Genomic DNA, 18,874 nt, shown 5'->3' with positions numbered 1-18,874 from the left:
AGCCAAGCATTCGCCATGCCCGCCTTCGAAGCCGCCTTCGCCGAATTCGATCCGGACGCCACGGTCGCCCCGGTAGTGGCCGTGCACCTGACGGCCCGGCAGCGCCGCAGCGAACAACCGGTACACCGGCATCGCAAGGGCCAGTTGATCCTGGCGCTGCGGGGTTCGGTCACCTGCCATGTGCCCACCGGGCTGTGGATGGTGCCGCCGCAATGCGCGGTGTGGATCCCACCGGGCATGGCGCACAGCAATCGGGTGTCGCAGCACGGCCAGGTCTGTCTGCTGTTCGTCGAGCCGGACACGGCCCCGTTGCCCGAGGTGTGTTGCACGCTGTCGATCTCGCCGCTGCTGCGCGAACTGATCCTGTACCTGGCGGCCGAATCCACCGACTATCCCCCGGACGGGCCGACCCACCGCCTGGTGGGCGTGCTGCTGGAACAGCTGGAACGCATGCCCACCGAGCATCTGCACCTGCCCGTGCCCGCTCACAGCCGCCTGCGCCGCATCGCCGACGCGCTGGCCTCCGATCCCGCCAACCGCAGCACCGTGGCCGAATGGGCGCAGCTGGTGGCGATGAGCGAGCGCAGCCTGGCCCGGCTGATCAAGGCCGAAACGGGCATGAGTTTCGGCCGCTGGCGCCAGCAGCTGCACGTCATCGTCGCGCTGCAGCGCCTGTCCGCCGGCATGACGGTGCAGCGCGTGGCGATGGACCTGGGCTACGAATCGGTCAGCGCCTTCATCACCATGTTCAGGAAGGCCATGGGCAAGCCGCCCGGCCGCTATCTGGCGGAGCGCAACCGGGGCGAAGGGTAGGGCGGCGCGGTATCATCGCCGGCTGATCGATCGCAGGCCACGCCCTTGGACATCTCGCTGCTCTGGATTCCCGCCACGCTCCTCGCCGCCGCCGCCCAAACGGCGCGCAACACCATGCAGCACCGGCTGACGGAAACGCTGGGCACGCTGGGCGCGGCCCAGGTCCGCTTCCTGTACGGCCTGCCGTTCGCACTGATCTTCCTGGCGCTGGTGCTGGCGGTGGGGGGCGATCCGCTGCCGCGGGTCGATGCCCGCTTCCTGCTGTATTCGGCGGCGGCCGCCGCGGCGCAGATTCTGGCGACCGTGCTGATGCTGGCCACCATGCAGTTGCGCAATTTCGCGCTCAGCACGGTCTACGTGAAGACCGAACCGGTGCTGGTGGCCATCTTCGCCGTGGTGGTGCTGGGCGATCCGCTGTCGCTCATGGGCGCCTGCGCCGTGCTGGTGGCGACGGCGGGCGTGGTGGCCATGTCCTGGAAGCCCGGCGCGGGAGCAGGCAGCAACTGGCGGCCGGCGCTGCTGGGCATCGCCTCGGGCGCCTTCTTCGCCTTGTCCGCGGTGGCCTTTCGCGGCGCCATCGTGTCGCTGGACAGCGGATCGTTCGCCACGCGCGCCAGCGTGACGCTGGTGGTGGGCCTGATCATGCAGACGGGAGCGCTGGTGCTGTGGCAGGGGCTGTTCCGGCGCGACGTGCTGCGCGGCGTGCTGGCGCAATGGCGCGCATCGCTGCCGGCGGGCTTCATGGGCGCCTTCGCGTCCCAGTGCTGGTACATCGGCTTCGCGCTGACCTCGGCGGCCAACGTCCGCACGCTGGGCCTGGTGGAGGTCCTGTTCGCGCAATTCGCCTCGCGGCGGATCTTCGCCCAGCATGCCAGCGGCCGCGAACGCGGCGGCATGGTGCTGGTCGTGCTGGGACTGGTGTTGCTGCTGTACGGCACGCGAGGCGGATCCTAGCGCCAGCGGCCAGGTCCGCCCGCATCGAAGCCTCAGGCCGCGGCGGCCAGTTCCTCGGCCAGCAGGCCGGCCTGTTCCAGCGCCTGGTTGACGGCCGTTTCGCGCGCCTCGCCGCCCAGCGCGATACCTTCGGCGCGCAGCACGCTCACGTCGGTCACGCCGAAGAAGCCGAGCACCGCGCGCAGGTAGGACTCCTGGTGATCCAGCAGGGTCTCGACCGGCGTGCCGGCGTACTTGCCGCCGCGAGAAGAAACGATCACGACCTTCTTGTCGCCGGCCAGTCCCTCGGGGCCGTTGGCGGTGTAGCGGAAGGTCTTGCCGGCTTGCGCGACGCGGTCGATCCAGGCCTTCAACTGGGAAGGAATCGAAAAGTTGTACATCGGGGCGCCGATCACGACGACGTCGGCGGCCAGGAATTCGGCCAGCAGTTCGTCGGTGTAGGCGACCTCCTTGCGGAATCCCTCGTCATCCGGAAACACGGCGCCGGGCTGGGGGCGCAGCGACTGCAGCAGGGCGCCGTCCAGGTGGGCCGGCGGCTGGGCCACCAGGTCGCGGAGCTTGACCGTCGATCGCGGTTCGTTCTGGCGCAGGGCCTTCACGACGGCGGCGGTCAATTCGCGGGAAACGGAGGCGGCGCCGGTGGAGCTCGAGTCGATGTGCAGGATTTTCATGAGGATTCCTAGTATGCGTCGAATTCTTAGGGTTAATGCGGATGACTTCCGCCACCTCGACAAGATATAGCGTCAATAATTCTTTTTAAACTGGCACTACTGGGAATAACTTTTCCATATTTAGAATAATGCTACGTCCTGGGGGGACCATGCAGGACCTCAACGACATGTACCTGTTCGCCAAGGTGGTCGAACACGGCGGCTATACCGCCACCGCCCAGGCCCTGGGCATTCCCGTCTCGCGCATCAGCCGCCGCATCGCCGCGCTGGAGGACGAGCTGGGCGTGCGGCTGCTACACCGCACCACGCGCAAGATCTCGGTGACCGAAATCGGGCAGACCTATTACCAGCACTGCGCGGCGCTGGCCGCGGAGGCCTCCGCCGCCCGTGAAGCCGTGGACCGGACGACGTCGCAGCCGCAGGGGCTGATTCGCTTCAGCTGCCCCGTTACGTTGTTGCATAGCGACATCGGGGCCATCGTGGCGGACTACCTGGCGCAATATCCGCAGGTGCGCGTGCAGATCGATGCCACGTCCCGGCGCGTGGACGTGGTGGAAGAGGGTTTCGACCTCGCGCTGCGGGTGCGCACGCCGCCGCTGGAGGACTCCGAGCTGGTCGTGCGTCCGCTGGCCACCAGCCGCCTGGTGCTGGTGGCCACGCCGGATTTCTTTGCGCGCCATGGCGAGCCGCAGGAAATCCAGGACCTGGGCCGGCTGCCCACGCTCAGCATGATGCAGGCGGCGGAACGGCACGTCTGGCGCTTCGTCGGGCCGGATGGCGCCGAGATATCGGTGGCGCACGTGCCGCGCCTGTCGGTCGACGATCTGAACACCCTGCGCAGCACGGCGCTTCAGGGATTGGGCATCGCGTGCCTGCCGTGGCCGCTGGTGGCGGCCGACGTCGAGGCAGGCCTGCTGCGCGTCACGTTGGCCCAGTATTCTCCGCCGGAGGGAATCGTGCAGGCGGTGTTCCCGTCGCGGCGGGGCCTGGTGCCGGCGGTGCGAGGTTTCCTGGATGCGCTGGTGGCGGCGTACGACCGGCAGTCGCCCGCGCCGGGCTAGGGCGCTTCCCAGGGGAAAGCACTACGGCGGGCAGGGGGCTCATGTACAATCCGAGGGCACTCGGCGGGCCGGAAACGGGCGCGGGACCGGAGCCGGAACCGTCAAGCAACCGGGTGGCTGCCCGGCTTTCCGGACGACACTAGCCCGCAGGGAGGCCGTGCGGGCTTTTTTCATCCCGCGGTAACGCCAACGGGAGATCGCATTGCGTAAGAGGTCTGGGCGATAGATGTTGATACTGATTTCCAACGACGACGGTTATTTCGCGCCCGGACTGGCTGCCCTGGTCGAGGCGCTGCGGCCGCTGGCCGAACTGATCGTGGTCGCGCCCGAGACCAATCGCAGCGGATCGTCGAATTCGCTCACGCTCGATCGCCCCTTGTCGGTACGCACCGCCGCCAACGGCTTCCTGTATGTCAACGGCACGCCGTCCGATTGCGTCCACGTCGCCCTGACCGGACTCCTGGACCGGCGCCCCGACCTGGTGGTGTCCGGCATCAACGACGGGCAGAACATGGGCGAGGACACGCTGTACTCCGGCACGGTCGCCGCGGCTACCGAGGGCTATCTGTTCGGCCTGCCGTCGATCGCCTTTTCCCAGGTGTCCAAGGGCTGGACGCAGCTGGACGCGGCGGCCGCCGCCGCGCGCAGCTTCGTCGAGCGTTTCATCGCCAGCCCGCTGGCGGCGCCCAGCCTGTTGAACGTGAATATTCCGAACCTGCCGCTGTCCGAACTCAAGCCGCCTCGCGTGACCCGGCTCGGCCGGCGTCATCCCTCCGAGCCGGTGGTGCGTTCGTCCACCCCGTACGGCGAGCCGGTCTACTGGATCGGCCCCGCCGGCAAGGCGGCCGACGCCACGCCCGGCACGGACTTTCATGCCTGCGCCGACGGCGCGGTGTCGGTCACGCCGCTGCGGTTCGATCTGACGCACAACGCACAGCTCGAACCCATGCGCGAATGGATTCCCACGGAATGGATAGGCGCAAACCGCTGACCCCGGCGCAGGCGTCGCGGCAAGAGGGGGCCCAGGCCTCCACCGCCGCCCGCCGGCCCGCCGCGCCCTTGCCTCCGGTCACGGCGGCGAACAGCAACACGCGCGTCACCACCGGACGTCCGCAAGCCGTTCGCGCCGGAGCGCCCGCGCGGCCGGTGCGTCCCGACGAGGCCAGGCCCACGAACAGCAACACCCGGGTGGCGCCGGCACGGCTGGTGGTCCCGGCCCCCATCCAGGCCAGGGTCCCGGCGCGCGAAATCAACCACGGCCTCAATTCCGAGCGCATGCGCGCGGCGCTGGTGGCGCGCTTGCGCGCGCAGGGAATCACGGATGAACGCGTGCTCGAAGCCGTGCATGCCATCCCGCGCCATCGCTTCATCGACGAGGCGCTGGCCAGCCGCGCCTACGAGGACGCGGCGCTGCCCATCGGCCATGGGCAGACCATCTCGCAGCCCTGGATCGTCGCGCGCATGATCGCCGCGGCGCGCAACGGGCGCGAACTCGGCAAGGTGCTGGAGGTCGGAACAGGGTGCGGCTACCAGGCCGCCGTGCTGGCGGGCGTGGCGCGCGAGGTGTATTCCATAGAACGCATCAAGGCCTTGCACGAACTGGCCCGCACCCAACTGCGGCCGTTGCGGCTGCCCCATGTGCGCCTCGTCTTCGGCGACGGCATGCTGGGCGTGCCGAGCGCCGCGCCGTTCGACGCCATCGTCGTCGCGGCCGCGGGGCTGAAGATACCCGATGCGCTGCTGGCGCAGTTGGCGGTCGGCGGCCGCCTGGTGGCCCCGGAAGGGGGCGCCAGGCAGCGACTGGTCATGATAGAGCGCACCGGAGCCCAGAGCTGGGTGCGAACCGAACTGGAGGCGGTGCGCTTCGTGCCCCTGCAGTCCGGTGTGTTGTTGTAATGAATAGGAGATCTGGGATGCAGAATTGGCGCAAGCCGAGCCGCGAGGAATCCAATCGACCCCGCCCGGATGCGGGGATGCTCGGACGGACCGCACGGCAGGTGCTGCTCTGGACGGGCTGCGCATTGGTGCTCGCGGCCTGCGGCACGGCCCCCAGGACGGTTCCGGTCGTCGACCGGACCACGCCGGCCAAGCAACCGGGCGGCCCCGCGGCCACCGCGGGCCGTGAATCCTCGCGCCTGATCGATGCCGATACCTACATCGTCAAGCGCGGCGATACGCTGATCCGCATCGCCCTGGACCATGGCGAGGACTGGCGGGACATCGCGCAGTGGAACAGCCTGGAGGATCCCAACCAGATCCGGCCGGGACAGGTCCTGCGCGTGACGCGTCCGGGATCCACCGCGGCCAAGCCGGCCGACAACGGCGTGGCGCAGGTCACGCCGGTACCCGCGCCGTCGCAATCGGCATCGCGGCCGCTGGGTACGCCGGCGCCCGCGCCCACGACACCCCCGGCCACGCCCGAGCCCGTCGCGCCGCCGGCGACTCCTGTCACGCCGCCCGCCGCGCGCAACGACCCGGCCAGCGAGCGGGTGGAGTGGGGCTGGCCCGCCAGCGGCAAGATCATCGAGAACTTCCACGAGACCCGCAACAAGGGCCTGGACATCGCCGGCGCGCCGGGCGATCCGGTGCTGGCCGCGGGCGACGGCAAGGTGGTCTACAGCGGCAGCGGCCTGCGCGGCTATGGGCAGTTGATCATCATCAAGCACAACAACACCTTCCTGTCCGCCTACGCGCACAACCGCGCCATGCTGGTCAAGGAAGGGCAGGCGGTGCGGCGCGGGCAGAAGATCGCCGAACTGGGCAGCACCGACGCCGAGTCGCCGCGCGTGCATTTCGAGATCCGGCGCCAGGGCCGTCCGGTCGACCCCGCCGGCTACCTGCCGCCACGCTGAGGCCCCGCCATGACACCGATGCTGGTCTTCGACCTGGAAACCATTCCCGATGTGGAAGGCCTGCGCGCGCTGAACGGGTGGGGCGAGGACGTCTCCGATGCCGAGGTGGTCGAACGCGCCACCGCCGCCCGGCGCGAAGCCGTGGGGCACGACTTCCTGCCGCTGCACCTGCAGAAGATCGCCGTGGTGGGGTGCGTGTTCCGCGATGACGACGGGTTTCGCGTCAAGTGCATAGGCAAGGCCGACGACCCCGAGGCCACGCTGATCTCCGGCTTCTTCAAGACCATCGATCGCTACACGCCGCAGCTCATCAGCTGGAACGGCTCGGGCTTCGACCTGCCGGTCCTGCACTATCGCGGACTGATCCACGGCATCCAGGCCTCGCGCTACTGGGACATGGGCGAGGACGATCGCGACTTCCGCTACAGCAACTACATCAGCCGCTACCACAACCGGCACTGCGACCTGATGGACCTGCTGGCGAAATACAACGGACGCGCCAACGCGCCGCTGGACGAACTGGCCAAGCTGTGCGGCTTTCCCGGCAAGATGGGCATGGACGGCAGCCAGGTCTGGCCCGCCTGGAGCTCCGGACGCCAGGAGGAAGTGCGCGCGTATTGCGAAACCGATGTCGTCAATACCTGGCTGGTCTTTTGCCGCTTCCGGCTGATGCGGGGCATGCTGTCCCGCGCCCAGTACGACGCCGAAGTGGACCTGGTGCGCAGCACGCTGGAATCCCTGGACCTGCCCCATTGGCGCGAATACCTGGCGAACTGGCCCGCCTCGCGCTAGGCCGGCCACGCGGGAAAACTGATATTCCGAACATGAGTCAAGAAGCAGACATTGCGGCCGCGGACGGCCTGGAAGGGACGGCTGCTGCCGTCGAATTCGACGACGGTTCCGTGGCCATCGAATCGGTGGATCTGGAAGGGCGCGGCATCGCGCGCCGCCAGGGCAAGGTGGTGTTCGTCGACGGCGCGCTGCCCGGCGAACGCGTGATGCTGAAGATAACCAAGCGCAAGCCCTCCTACGAGCTGGCCGAAGTCGAGAGCGTGGTGCAGGCGTCGTCGCAGCGCGTGGCGCCGCGCTGCGCGCATTTCGGCGTCTGCGGCGGTTGTGCCATGCAGCACGTGGATCCGGCCGCGCAGGTGGCGATCAAGCAGCGCGTGCTGGAAGACACGCTCTGGCACATCGGCAAGCTGGTGCCGCAGCGCGTCCTGCCGCCCATCCACGGCCCCGCCTGGGGATACCGCTACCGCGCCCGGTTGTCGGTCCGGGTGGTGGTCAAGAAGGGCGGGGTGCTGGTGGGCTTTCGCGAGCGCAAGAGCAGCTACGTGGCCGACATGCGCGAATGCCACGTCCTGCATCCGCACGTGGCCTCGCTGCTGGTGCCCCTGCGCGAGATGGTCGCGGCCATGCCCGCGCGCGACCGCGTGCCGCAGATCGAAGTCGCCGTGGGCGACAACCAGATCGTGCTGGTGCTGCGCCACCTGATCCCGCTGGTGGACGAGGACCTGGAGGTGCTGCGCGAGTTCGCGGCGCGCCATGGCATTCATTGGTGGCTGCAGCCCAAGGGACCGGATACGGTGCACCCGCTGGAGCCCGAGGACATCGACGGACTGGCCTATACGCTGCCGGAGTTCGGGCTGCGCATGCCGTTCAAGCCGACCGACTTCACCCAGGTCAACCACGCGATCAACCGGATGCTGGTGTCGCGCGCCATCGCGCTGCTCGACCCGCAGCCCGAGGACCGGGTAGCCGACCTGTTCTGCGGGCTGGGCAATTTCACCCTGGCGCTGGCGACCCGCTGCCGCGAGGTCGTGGGCGTGGAGGGCAGCCAGGCCCTGACCGACCGGGCGCTGGAAGCCGCCCGCAGGCATGGCGTGGATGCGCACACGGCGTTCTCGACCCTGAACCTGTTCGAAGTGGACGAGACCTGGCTGCGCAGCCTGGGCCGCTTCGACCGCATGCTGATCGACCCCCCGCGCGAAGGCGCCCTGGCCGTGGCCAAGGCCCTGACGACATTAGGGACCGACCGCCCCCGGCGCATCGTCTACGTCTCCTGTAACCCCGCCACGCTGGCCCGCGACGCCGCCATCCTCGTCCACGAGGGCGGCTATACCCTGAGAGCGGCGGGCGTGGTCAACATGTTCCCCCATACGGCCCATGTGGAGTCCATAGCCGTGTTGGAATAGCCCCCCCTACGCCCTTCGGGCGCCCCCCCAGGGGGCGGCACTGGCGGACCGGCAAAGCCGGATCCGCGGTGCCCTGAGTCTGGGGTACCTGGGATATGAAAACGGCCTTGCTTGAGAGCAAGGCCGTTGTTCTTTAGATGCCAGGTAGTATCGCCAGTCCCCGCCAGCCCGTTGGTACCCCAGGATGCGGTGGATCCGGCTTTGCCGGTCCACCCGCATCGCCCCCTTGAGGGGGCGCCCGAAGGGCGTAGGGGGGGTTATTCCCTCTCTCCGCCGAAGATGCCCAGGAGCATCAGCAGGTTCACGAAGACGTTGTAGATGTCCAGGTAGATGGCAAGGGTGGCCGAGACATAGTTGGTCTCGCCGCCGTTGACGACGCGTTGCAGGTCGACCAGCATGAAGGCCGAGAAGATGCCGATGGCCAGGACCGAGATGGTCAGCATCAGCGCCGGCAGCTGCAGGAAGATGTTGGCCAGGGCCGCCACGAGGATCAGGATGGCGCCGACGAACAGCCACTTGCCCAGGCCGGACAGGTCGCGCTTGATCGTGGTGGACAGCAGGGCCATGGTGCCGAACACCACGGCGGTGCCGCCGAAGGCCGTCATGATGAGCGTGGAGCCGTTGGCCATGCCCATGACGAAGCCGATCATGCGGGACAGCATCAGTCCCATGAAGAAGGTGAAGACCAGCAGCAGGGCGACGCCCAGTCCGTTGTCCTTGTTCTTCTGGATGGCGAACATCAGGCCGAAGGCGCCGATCAGGAACACCATGGTGGTCAGGCCGGGGCTGCCGCCCATGACCTGGGCCAGGCCGGTGCCGACGCCGATCGCCGCGCCCAGCACGGTGGGGATCAGCGACAGCGCCAGCAGCCAGTAGGTGTTGCGCAACACGCGATTGCGCGCGACCTCGCCGGGCGCAGCCCCGGTCCGGTTGAAGGGAGAAGTGCGTAGATCGTTCATGGTCGAGCGACTCCTTGTGGTCTTTTTGCTCTGTTTCGCCCCGCGAGGGCATGGTGTGTCTGACACCAAGTATGCCGCAGGGTTCCGCCTGGTTCCAGTAGGGCCGGCACGGTGCGTCCGGGGTGGGCAGGGGTAGCGGTCCTGTCAAGGAGCCGTGATACAATTTAACGTTTAAGTTCCCCTCAAAGTATTTGTTTTTATTGGAGTTTTTGATGGCTATCGAGCGCACCCTTTCGATCATCAAGCCGGACGCCGTTTCCAAGAACGTCATCGGCCAGATCGTTTCCCGTTTCGAGGCTGCCGGCCTCAAGGTCATCGCCGCGCGCATGATGCAGCTCTCGCGCAGCGACGCCGAGCGCTTCTACGCCGTGCACGCCGCGCGCCCGTTCTTCAAGGACCTGGTCGACTTCATGGTCTCCGGTCCCGTGTTCGTGCAGGTCCTGGAAGGCGAGAGCGCCATCCAGAAGAACCGCGACCTGATGGGCGCGACCGATCCCAAGAAGGCCGAGAAGGGCACGATCCGCGCCGATTTCGCCGACAGCATCGACGCCAACGCCGTGCACGGCTCGGACGCCGTCGAGACCGCCAAGGTCGAAGTCGCCTTCTTTTTCCCCGAACTGAACATCCACAGCCGCTGAGCCTGGATGTCCGTTTTTCCCAGGAGGCCGGGATGAATCCGATCTCGCCGCTCGCCGAAGCCGCCCAGGCCGAGGCTACACGTTCCGAATCCCCGCGCATCAACCTGCTGGGGCTGGACGGGGCCGAGCTCGCCTCGCTGGTGGAAAACTGGGGGGACAAGCCGTTTCGCGCCAAGCAGCTTCAGCGCTGGCTGCACCAGCGCGGCGTGGACGATTTCGAGCAGATGTCGGATCTGGCCAAGTCCTTCCGCGAGAAGCTCGCGCGGCAGTGCGAGATACGGCTGCCCGAGGTCGTCACCGCCCACAAGTCGGCCGACGGCACGCGCAAGTGGCTGCTCGACGTCGGCAACGGCAACGCGATCGAAACCGTCTTCATTCCCGAGGACGACCGCGGCACGCTGTGCATCTCGACGCAGGCGGGCTGCACCGTGGCCTGCCGGTTCTGCTCCACCGGCCACCAGGGCTTCAACCGCAACCTGGGGGTGGACGAGATCATCGGCCAGCTGTGGCTGGCGCGCCGCACGGTCGAGGCCGACCGCGAGGGCGCGCGGCTGTCGGGCGGCATGCCCGCGCCGCTGGGTACCCAGGACGACCGGGTCATCAGCAACGTCGTCATGATGGGCATGGGCGAGCCCCTGCTCAACTACGACAACACGGTCTCGGCGCTGCGCCTGATGCTGGACGACAATGCCTATGGCCTGTCGCGCCGCCGGGTCACGGTGTCGACCTCGGGCGTGGTGCCCATGATGGACCGCCTCGCGCGCGACTGTCCGGTCGCGCTGGCGGTGTCGCTGCACGCGCCCAACGACGCGCTGCGCGACGACCTGGTGCCGCTGAACCGCAAGTATCCGCTGCGCGAACTGATCGCGGCGTGCCAGCGCTACCTGGAGTTCGCCCCGCGCGACTTCATCACGTTCGAATACGTCATGCTCGACGGCATCAACGATGGCGACGAGCATGCCAAGCAATTGATAGACATTGCGCGGCAGGTGTCGTGCAAGTTCAACCTCATTCCGTTCAATCCCTTCCCGCAGTCCGGGCTCAAGCGTTCGCCCATGGCCCGGGTCCGGCTGTTCGCGCAGCGCCTGATGGACGCCGGCATCGTCACCACCGTGCGCAAGACGCGCGGCGACGACATCGACGCGGCCTGCGGGCAGTTGGCCGGCGAGGTCAAGGATCGTACCCGCCTGAAGGAACGCCTGGCGGGCGAGACCCGGTTTGGCCGTATCGTGGAGGTGCGCGAATGATGCAACCGCGGTGCCGGGCCGGCCGTTGCGGCAGGGCCGGACAAGGAGTCGTCGATGTCTGAACCCCACGAAACCGGTGCCGCCGGCAGGCAGGAGGGCCCGGCGCCCGCTGCCGGCTCGCCGTCTTCGTCGTCGGTCGGCCGGGAACTGGCGCGCCTGCGCGAGGCACGCGGCTGGTCGCAGGAATACGTGTCCGACCGCCTGAAGTTCGCCGTGCGCCAGATCCGCGCGCTCGAGAACGAACAGTGGAACGAGCTGCCGCAGGGCATGCCGCTGCGCGGCTTCGTGCGCAACTACGCGCGGTTGCTGGACCAGGATCCGGCGCCGATGCTGCAGGCGCTGTCGCCCCAGTTGCAGGTGGCCGATCCGGTATCGCTGGAACAGGCCTCGTCGCTGTCCAGCCCGCTGGCGCATTCGTCGGGTCGGACCTGGCCGGTGGCCGCCAGCCGCAGGCGGCTGGCCCCCTGGCTGGTCGGCGGCGTGATGGCGGTGCTGGCGCTGGTGCTGCTGGGCTACGCGCTCAGCCAGCAAGGCAAGCTGTCGTTCGGGCAGGCTTCCACGGCCAGCCTGGATACGCCCGCGGCCGGCACGACCTCGGGTCAGACCGAGGCGCCGCTGGCCCCGGCCGAGCCGCCGCCCGCCGTGCCGCAGGAAGTCGTGCCCGCGGCGGCTGTGCCCGTCGCGCCCGAACCAGCGCCGGCGCCCGAGCCGCCGGCGGCGGCCCCTGCCCCGGCGCCCGGCCTGTCGATGACGATGCGGCAGGCAAGCTGGGTCGAAGTGCGGCGCGCCGACGGCACCGTGGCCGTGTCGCGGATCATCGCCGCTGGCGAGCCCTACGAGCTGGATGTGGCGGGAGCGCCGTACCGTGTCGTGATCGGCAACGTCAACGGGGTAGACTTGACCTGGCGCGGCACGCCCGTCGACCTCGCGCCGTATCGCCGGGACAACGTCGCCCGGCTCACCCTCCAGTAGCCGCATCATGAATCCTAGCCCGTCCACGATCGCCAACGCTTCCGAGGCGGAGCCGTTTCCCGCCGGCCCGGCGGTCCGCCGGCCCACGCGCCAGGTGCGCATCGCCTGGGGCGGCAAGTCGGTCGCCGTCGGCGGCGAGGCCCCGGTCATGGTGCAGTCCATGACCAACACGGACACGGCCGACGCCATCGCCACCGCGATCCAGGTCAAGGAGCTGGCCCTGGCCGGCTCCGAGGTCGTGCGGATCACCGTGAATACCGCCGAGGCCGCCCGCGAGGTGCCCGCGATACGCGAGCAACTCGACCGCATGGGCGTGGACGCCCCGCTGGTGGGTGATTTCCACTACAACGGCCACAAGCTGCTGAGCCAGTATCCGGAGTGCGCGCAGGCGCTGTCCAAGTACCGCATCAACCCCGGCAACATGGGGGCGGGGAAGAAGCGCGACGACAACTTCGCGCAGATGATCGAGGTGGCCTGCCGCCACGAGAAGCCGGTGCGCATAGGCGTGAACTGGGGCAGCCTGGACCAGGACCTGCTGGCCCGCATGATGGACGAGAACGGCCGGCGGGCCCGGCCCTGGGACGCCCAGTCCGTGATGCGCGACGCGCTGGTGGTGTCCGCGATCGACAATGCCCGGCGTGCCGAGGAATTGGGTCTGCCGGGCGACCGCATCATCCTGTCGTGCAAGGTCAGCAACGCCCAGGACCTGATCGCGGTCTACCGCGACATCTCCCGCCGCTGCGACTACCCGCTGCACCTGGGGTTGACCGAGGCGGGCATGGGCAGCAAGGGCATCGTGGCCTCGACCGCGGCAATGGGCATCCTGCTGCAGGAAGGCATAGGCGACACGATCCGCGTGTCCCTCACGCCCGAGCCCAACGGCGACCGCGCCCGCGAGGTCGTGGTGGCCCAGGAGATCCTGCAAAGCCTGGGCCTGCGCGCGTTCGCGCCGGTGGTCGTCGCCTGTCCGGGCTGCGGCCGTACCAGCAGCACGGTGTTCCAGGAACTGGCGGCCGACATCCAGAGCTACCTGCGCGCGCAGATGCCCGTCTGGCGCCTGAAGTACCCCGGTGCCGAGAGCCTGCACGTCGCGGTCATGGGCTGCGTGGTCAACGGCCCGGGCGAAAGCAAGTTCGCGGACATCGGCATCAGCCTGCCCGGCACGGGCGAGCAGCCGGTCGCACCGGTCTTCATCGACGGCCAGCGCTCGGTCACGCTCAAGGGCGAACACATCGCCCGTGAATTCCAGGCATTGGTGGAAAGCTACGTCGAGAACCGCTACAGCAAGAGATAACCTTATACACCCCTAGCAGCCCCTGGACGCCACTCCAGGGCACCGCGGATCCGGCTCCGCCGGTCCGCCAGTGCCGCCCCCTGGGGGGGCGCGCGAAGCGCGTAGGGGGGGGACCCCATATGAGTGATAGTTTCAAGAAAGTGACCGCGATCCGCGGCATGAACGACATCCTGCCAGCCGATTCGGGCCAGTGGGAGCGGCTGGAGTCGCTGGTGCGCGAATGGCTGCGCAGCTACGGCTACCGCAACCTGCGCACGCCGGTGCTGGAACAGACGCGGCTTTTCACGCGCGGGATCGGCGAAGTCACCGACATCGTCGAGAAAGAGATGTACAGCTTCACCGATTCGCTGAACGGCGAGTCGCTGACGATGCGTCCTGAGTTCACCGCCGGCATGGTGCGCGCCACCATCGAGCACAACCTGACCTACGACCGGCCCCAGCGCGTGTTCGCGATCGGACCGGTGTTCCGCCATGAGCGTCCGCAGCGCGGCCGCTACCGCCAGTTCCACCAGATCGACGTGGAAGCCCTGGGTTTTGCCGGGCCGGACGTCGACGTCGAGCTGATCCTCATGCTGGCGCGGCTCTGGAAGATCCTGGGCTTGGCGGACATCCGGCTGGAGATCAATTCGCTGGGCTCGGCCGAGGAACGGCTGGCGCACCGCCAGGCCCTGATCACCTACCTGGAGGGGTTCAAGGACCAGTTGGACGAGGACGGCCAGCGCCGTCTCTACACGAATCCGCTGCGCGTCCTGGACACCAAGAATCCCGCGCTGCAGGAGATGGCCGACAACGCGCCGCGCCTGCTGGACTACCTGGGCGAGGCCTCGCTGGCCCATTTCGACGGCGTGCGCCAGCGGCTCGAGGATGCCGGCATCGCCTACCGGGTGAACCCCCGCTTGGTGCGGGGCCTTGATTACTACAACCTGACCGTGTTCGAGTGGGTGACGGACCGCCTGGGCGCGCAGGGTACCGTGTGCGGCGGCGGCCGCTACGACGGGCTGGTCTCGCTGCTGGGCGGCAAGCCGACGCCGGCCGTGGGCTTTGCCATCGGCGTCGAGCGCCTGCTGGACCTGTGGTCCCAGGCGCAGCCCGCGGAACCGCAGCCCGAGTGCGACGTCTATGTGTTGCACCAGGGCGAGCCCGCGGCGCGCGCGGCGATGCAGCTGGCCGAGGACCTGCGCGATGCGGGCCTGGACGTCGTCCTGCACTGCGGCGGCGGCAGCTTCAAGTCGCAGATGAAGCGCGCTGACGGCAGCGGGGCGGAATACGCCGTCATCCTGGGAGAGGACGAGCTGGCCGAAGGCGCGGCCAGCGTCAAGGCGCTGCGGGCCGAGGGCGCGGCCCAGCGGCGCGTCGCCATGGCCGAGCTGCCGGCTTTCCTGGTGGAAGAACTGGTCCGGACGGGCGGTCCTGAATAGCCGTGCGCCCGGGCCTGAATACGAATCGACGCCGAATCCGTTAATCTTGCGGCTCTCGGAGTCCGCGCGGGCCGCCGGCCGGCCCGCCACAACTCTTGCGATCACCACATCAACCGGGGCATAAATGGCCTACGACATCGAAGAACAGGAACAACTGGAATCCCTCAAGGCATGGTGGGCGAAGTACGGAAACTTCATCCTTGCCGTGGCGACCATCGTGCTGCTGGCCGCGGCGGCCTGGAACGGCTGGCAGTGGTACCAGCGCAACCAGGCAGCGAACGCGCTGGCCCAGTTCGAAGCGCTGGAGAAGGCGGCCGAGGCCGGTGACCTGAGCCGTGTCAAGGACACCGCCGGCACCATCCTGGAACAATATTCCCGCACGGGCTACGCCCCGCGCGCCGCGCTGCTGGCCGCCCATGCCTATGAAAAGGCCGGCGATGCCCGCTCGGCCCGCGCCCAACTGCAGTGGGTGGCCGATCGCAGCGGCGACGAGGCCCTGGCCGCCGTGGCCCGCCTGCGGCTGGCGGGCCTGCTGCTGGACGAGAAGAGCTACGACGAGGCGCTGGGTGTCCTGGCGCCGCAGCCGCCCGCGCCCTTCGTGGCCCTGTACGCCGACCGCCGGGGCGACGTGCTGGCCGGGCAGGGCAAGCGGGACGAGGCGCGCAAGGCCTACGAAGAGGCGCTGGCCAAGCTTGACGCGTCGACCGACCTGCGCTCGTCCATCCAACTGAAACTCGATGCCCTGGGAGGCGCTTGATGACGTTGCATAACGGCTTTACCGGCGAGCGCCAGGGCTGGCGCCGCCTGCGTCGCGCCGCCGCGGTGGCGGCCGTGCTCGCGCTTGGCGGATGTTCCCTGTTCTCGAGCGAGAAACCGCGCTATCCGCCGGCTCCGCTCACGAATTTCAACGCCACGCTGCCGGTCAGCAGTGGCTGGTCGGTGTCGGTGGGCAGCAAGGGCGGCGTGGGCTTCGTACCCGTGGTCGTCGGCGATGCCGTCTACGCCGCCACCGGCAACGGCTCGGTCGGCAAGTACGCGCTGGCCACCGGCGCCGAGATCTGGCGCTCGTCGGCCAAGGCCGACCTGTCGGCGGGCGTGGGCAGCGATGGCCGCGTGACGGCGGTCGCGACGCCGCGCGGCGAAGTGATCGCCTTCGACGATACCGGCGCCATCAAGTGGCGCGCCCAGGCCTCCAGCGAGATCACGGTTCCGCCCCTGGTGGGCGAGGGCCTGGTGGTGGTGCGCAGCGGCGACTATCGCATCCAGGCATACGACGCCGAGAGCGGCAAGCGCCGCTGGAGCGTCCAGCGCCCGGGGCCGGCCCTTGCCTTGCGCGCGCCGGGCGAAATGCTGCTGTCCGGCGGCTATATCTTCACCGGCCTGCCGGGCGGCAAGCTGATCGCGATCGCCACCAACACCGGCGCGGTGCGCTGGGAAGGCACGGTCGCCAATCCCAGCGGCTCCAGCGAGCTCGAACGCGTGGCCGACGTGGTCGGCGCGCCCGTCATTTCGGGCCGCCATCTGTGCGCCGTCACCTACCAGGGCCGCATCAACTGCTTCGACGTGGGATCGGGCAACTCGACCTGGTCGCGCGAGTTCTCCAGCGTGACGGGCCTGGGCGCCGACGTGCGCTTCGCCTATGCGGCGAACGATCGCAGCGTGGTCTTCGGCTTTGACCTGGACAGCGGGGCGAACATCTGGAAGCAGGACGTCCTGCAAAACCGCGGCCTGACCGCGCCGGCCTCGGTGGGCCGCGCCATCGCCCTGGGCGACTACCAGGGCTACGTGCATTTCCTGCAGCGCGAGGACGGCTCCCTGCTGGCGCGTATCGCCACCGACGGCAGCGCCATCCTTTCCCAGCCCGTGGCGACCGACCGCGGGGTGCTGGTACAGAGTTCCAAGGGCAATCTGACCCTGATCAATGTCGGTCAATGAGCAAGGCTTTTCGACGATGAAACCCGCTGTCTTCAAACCGGTGGTCGTCCTGGTGGGACGGCCCAACGTGGGCAAATCCACGTTGTTCAACCGGCTGACCCGCTCGCGCGACGCGCTCGTGGCCGATTTTCCCGGGCTCACGCGCGATCGCCACTATGGCGAGGGCAGGGTGGGGGATCATCCCTTCATCGTCGTGGACACCGGCGGTTTCGAGCCGGTGGCCAAGAACGGCATCATGGCCGAGATGGCCAGGCAGACCGTGCAGGCGGTGGACGAAGCCGACGCCATCGTGTTCCTGACCGACGGCCGCGTGGGCCTGACCGGCCATGACCGCGAGATCGCCGAACGGCTGCGCCGTTCCGGGCGCAAGGTGCTGCTGGCGGTCAACAAGGTCGAAGGCATGTCGCGCGCCGCCGCCGCGGCCGAGTTCTACGAACTGGGGCTGGGCGAACCGCACGCGATCTCGTCCGCCCACGGCGACGGCGTGGTGGACATGATCGAAGAGGCGCTGCAAGGCCTGGTCGAGACCGCTCCCGAGGTGGACGAGGACGAAGCCGTCGAGGCCGCCGCAAGCACGGACGAGGGCGCCTTCTCGCCCGTCGACGCGGTCGACCACCGCATCAAGCTCGCCATCGTCGGTCGTCCGAACGTCGGCAAGTCCACGCTGGTGAACACGCTGCTGGGCGAGGAACGGGTCATCGCCTTCGACCAGCCGGGCACCACCCGCGACGCCATCGAGATCGACTTCGAACGGGGCGGGCGCCGCTACACCCTGATCGACACCGCCGGACTGCGCAAGCGCGGCAAGGTGTTCGAGGCGATCGAGAAATTCTCGGTCATCAAGACGCTGCAGGCAATCGAGGCCAGCAATGTCGTGCTGCTGATGCTGGACGCCAGCGCGGAAATCTCCGAACAGGACGCCCACATCGCCGGCTTCGTGCTGGAGACCGGGCGCGCGCTGGTGGTGGCGATCAACAAATGGGACCGCGCCGACAGCGAGCGCCGCGACGAGATCAAGCGCGAATTCGAACGCAAGCTGCGCTTCCTGTCGTTCGCCAAGATGCATACGGTCTCGGCGCTGCGCGGCGCGGGCATCGGGCCGCTGCTCAAATCCATCGAGGGGGCCCATGCGGCGGCCTTCGCCAAGCTTGCCACGCCCAAGCTGACCCGCGCGCTGCAAGCCGCGGTCGAGCAGCAGCAGCCTCCGCGCAAGGGCATTTTCCGGCCCAAGCTGCGCTATGCCCACCAGGGCGGCCAGAACCCACCCCTGATCGTGGTCCACGGCAGCGCGCTGGACGAGATTCCCGATTCGTATCGCAGGTTCCTCGAAACCCGGTTCCGGGAAACTTTCCGGCTCGAAGGCACTCCATTGAGAATCGAGTTCAGAAACTCGAGGAATCCTTATCTCGACAAGGCGGGGTAACCGAGTATCTTCCGGGACATGCTCTTGTGGGAATGCAACCGCGTCCCCACATAGGATATTGGGGAAAAAAGGCGGTCTCTCTCAGTTTTGAGATTCGCTAGTTTCCCTGGGGAAAACCCGGTACAGTAACAGAGTTGGCATCCGCCAAGAAAAACACATCCAGGAGCCCACTAATGAGCAATAAAGGGCAATTGCTACAAGACCCCTTCCTTAACGTGCTGCGTAAAGAGCACGTACCTGTCTCCATTTACCTCGTCAACGGCATCAAGCTGCAAGGCCAGATCGAATCCTTCGATCAATACGTGGTCCTGCTGCGCAACACCGTGACGCAAATGGTCTACAAACACGCCATTTCGACCGTCGTCCCCTCGCGTCCGGTCAACTTCCAGGTTGAAGCAGCTGCAGACTAATCCTACGCCTACCGGGCAGAACCACGGGCCGC

The 18,874-nt window shown here is 68.2% G+C and carries 19 protein-coding genes; 17 read left to right on the top strand and 2 right to left on the bottom strand.

From position 1 onward, the window contains the following. The first annotated feature begins 15 nt into the window (after positions 1-15). On the top strand, positions 16-813 hold the full coding sequence (locus WKR98_RS17385) for an AraC family transcriptional regulator (protein ID WP_124689455.1): 798 nt from the start codon (positions 16-18) through the stop codon (positions 811-813). Positions 814-858: 45 nt separating this feature from the next. Then, entirely contained in the window at positions 859-1,767 is a 909-nt protein-coding gene (locus WKR98_RS17380; protein ID WP_341434195.1) for an EamA family transporter, read from the top strand. 32 nt (positions 1,768-1,799) lie between these two features. On the opposite strand, the gene WKR98_RS17375 is transcribed toward WKR98_RS17380, so the two are convergent. After that, positions 1,800-2,438, bottom strand: coding sequence for an FMN-dependent NADH-azoreductase (locus tag WKR98_RS17375; RefSeq protein ID WP_341434194.1), 639 nt, complete (start codon positions 2,436-2,438; stop codon positions 1,800-1,802). Between the two features lie 149 nt (positions 2,439-2,587). Between WKR98_RS17375 and WKR98_RS17370 the strand changes: the two genes are divergently transcribed. The 6 genes from WKR98_RS17370 to rlmD all read left to right on the top strand — a co-directional run bounded on the left by WKR98_RS17370 (position 2,588) and on the right by rlmD (position 8,546). Then, complete coding sequence (locus WKR98_RS17370; protein ID WP_341434193.1) at positions 2,588-3,499, top strand: LysR substrate-binding domain-containing protein; 912 nt, start codon at positions 2,588-2,590, stop codon at positions 3,497-3,499. A 226-nt stretch (positions 3,500-3,725) separates the two neighbouring features. Continuing rightward, positions 3,726-4,490, top strand: a complete 765-nt coding sequence (gene surE / locus WKR98_RS17365; RefSeq protein ID WP_124689458.1) for a 5'/3'-nucleotidase SurE — start codon at positions 3,726-3,728, stop codon at positions 4,488-4,490. A 197-nt stretch (positions 4,491-4,687) separates the two neighbouring features. Beyond that, positions 4,688-5,395: a protein-L-isoaspartate(D-aspartate) O-methyltransferase gene (locus WKR98_RS17360; RefSeq protein ID WP_370283035.1), complete on the top strand. Its 708-nt coding sequence runs from the start codon at positions 4,688-4,690 to the stop codon at positions 5,393-5,395. Between the two features lie 77 nt (positions 5,396-5,472). Then, positions 5,473-6,351 carry a peptidoglycan DD-metalloendopeptidase family protein gene (locus tag WKR98_RS17355; protein WP_124689460.1) on the top strand — a complete coding sequence of 293 codons (879 nt, stop codon included), beginning with the start codon at positions 5,473-5,475 and terminating at the stop codon, positions 6,349-6,351. Between the two features lie 9 nt (positions 6,352-6,360). Continuing rightward, a complete protein-coding gene (locus tag WKR98_RS17350; RefSeq protein ID WP_341434192.1) occupies positions 6,361-7,143 on the top strand; it encodes a 3'-5' exonuclease in 783 nt (260 codons plus the stop codon). Between the two features lie 32 nt (positions 7,144-7,175). Then, a complete protein-coding gene (rlmD, locus tag WKR98_RS17345) occupies positions 7,176-8,546 on the top strand; it encodes a 23S rRNA (uracil(1939)-C(5))-methyltransferase RlmD (protein ID WP_341434191.1) in 1,371 nt (456 codons plus the stop codon). A 257-nt stretch (positions 8,547-8,803) separates the two neighbouring features. Here rlmD and WKR98_RS17340 read toward each other — a convergent pair whose 3' ends face one another. Then, on the bottom strand, positions 8,804-9,505 hold the full coding sequence (locus WKR98_RS17340) for a Bax inhibitor-1/YccA family protein (RefSeq protein WP_124689463.1): 702 nt from the start codon (positions 9,503-9,505) through the stop codon (positions 8,804-8,806). Positions 9,506-9,717: 212 nt separating this feature from the next. Here WKR98_RS17340 and ndk point away from each other — a divergent pair, with 212 nt between their 5' ends. The 9 genes from ndk (at position 9,718) to hfq (ending at position 18,842) form a co-directional block, all read left to right on the top strand. After that, the gene (gene ndk, locus WKR98_RS17335) at positions 9,718-10,143 is read left to right on the top strand and encodes a nucleoside-diphosphate kinase (protein WP_124689464.1); all 426 of its coding nucleotides are present in this window, start codon (positions 9,718-9,720) and stop codon (positions 10,141-10,143) included. Between the two features lie 32 nt (positions 10,144-10,175). Then, the gene (rlmN, locus tag WKR98_RS17330) at positions 10,176-11,390 is read left to right on the top strand and encodes a 23S rRNA (adenine(2503)-C(2))-methyltransferase RlmN (RefSeq protein ID WP_341434190.1); all 1,215 of its coding nucleotides are present in this window, start codon (positions 10,176-10,178) and stop codon (positions 11,388-11,390) included. 54 nt (positions 11,391-11,444) lie between these two features. Further along, a complete protein-coding gene (locus WKR98_RS17325; protein ID WP_341434189.1) occupies positions 11,445-12,362 on the top strand; it encodes a helix-turn-helix domain-containing protein in 918 nt (305 codons plus the stop codon). 7 nt (positions 12,363-12,369) lie between these two features. After that, on the top strand, positions 12,370-13,656 hold the full coding sequence (gene ispG, locus WKR98_RS17320) for a flavodoxin-dependent (E)-4-hydroxy-3-methylbut-2-enyl-diphosphate synthase (RefSeq protein ID WP_341434188.1): 1,287 nt from the start codon (positions 12,370-12,372) through the stop codon (positions 13,654-13,656). A 119-nt stretch (positions 13,657-13,775) separates the two neighbouring features. Next, positions 13,776-15,074, top strand: a complete 1,299-nt coding sequence (gene hisS / locus WKR98_RS17315) for a histidine--tRNA ligase (RefSeq protein WP_124689468.1) — start codon at positions 13,776-13,778, stop codon at positions 15,072-15,074. A 124-nt stretch (positions 15,075-15,198) separates the two neighbouring features. Beyond that, positions 15,199-15,831, top strand: a complete 633-nt coding sequence (locus WKR98_RS17310) for a YfgM family protein (RefSeq protein ID WP_124689469.1) — start codon at positions 15,199-15,201, stop codon at positions 15,829-15,831. Next, positions 15,831-17,009 carry an outer membrane protein assembly factor BamB gene (gene bamB / locus WKR98_RS17305; RefSeq protein ID WP_341434187.1) on the top strand — a complete coding sequence of 393 codons (1,179 nt, stop codon included), beginning with the start codon at positions 15,831-15,833 and terminating at the stop codon, positions 17,007-17,009. The genes WKR98_RS17310 and bamB overlap by 1 nt, the downstream gene beginning before the upstream one ends. A 16-nt stretch (positions 17,010-17,025) precedes the next feature. Beyond that, complete coding sequence (gene der, locus WKR98_RS17300) at positions 17,026-18,432, top strand: ribosome biogenesis GTPase Der (RefSeq protein WP_341434186.1); 1,407 nt, start codon at positions 17,026-17,028, stop codon at positions 18,430-18,432. 173 nt (positions 18,433-18,605) lie between these two features. Next, the gene (hfq, locus tag WKR98_RS17295; RefSeq protein ID WP_087780232.1) at positions 18,606-18,842 is read left to right on the top strand and encodes an RNA chaperone Hfq; all 237 of its coding nucleotides are present in this window, start codon (positions 18,606-18,608) and stop codon (positions 18,840-18,842) included. Positions 18,843-18,874: the final 32 nt, after the last annotated feature.

It is taken from the genome of Pigmentiphaga sp. YJ18 (genome assembly GCF_038066655.1).
In the GTDB taxonomy this organism is placed as follows: domain Bacteria; phylum Pseudomonadota; class Gammaproteobacteria; order Burkholderiales; family Burkholderiaceae_B; genus Pigmentiphaga.
Note: the sequence above shows the minus strand (reverse complement) of the source record. Positions and strands in the feature narration are given on the sequence as shown.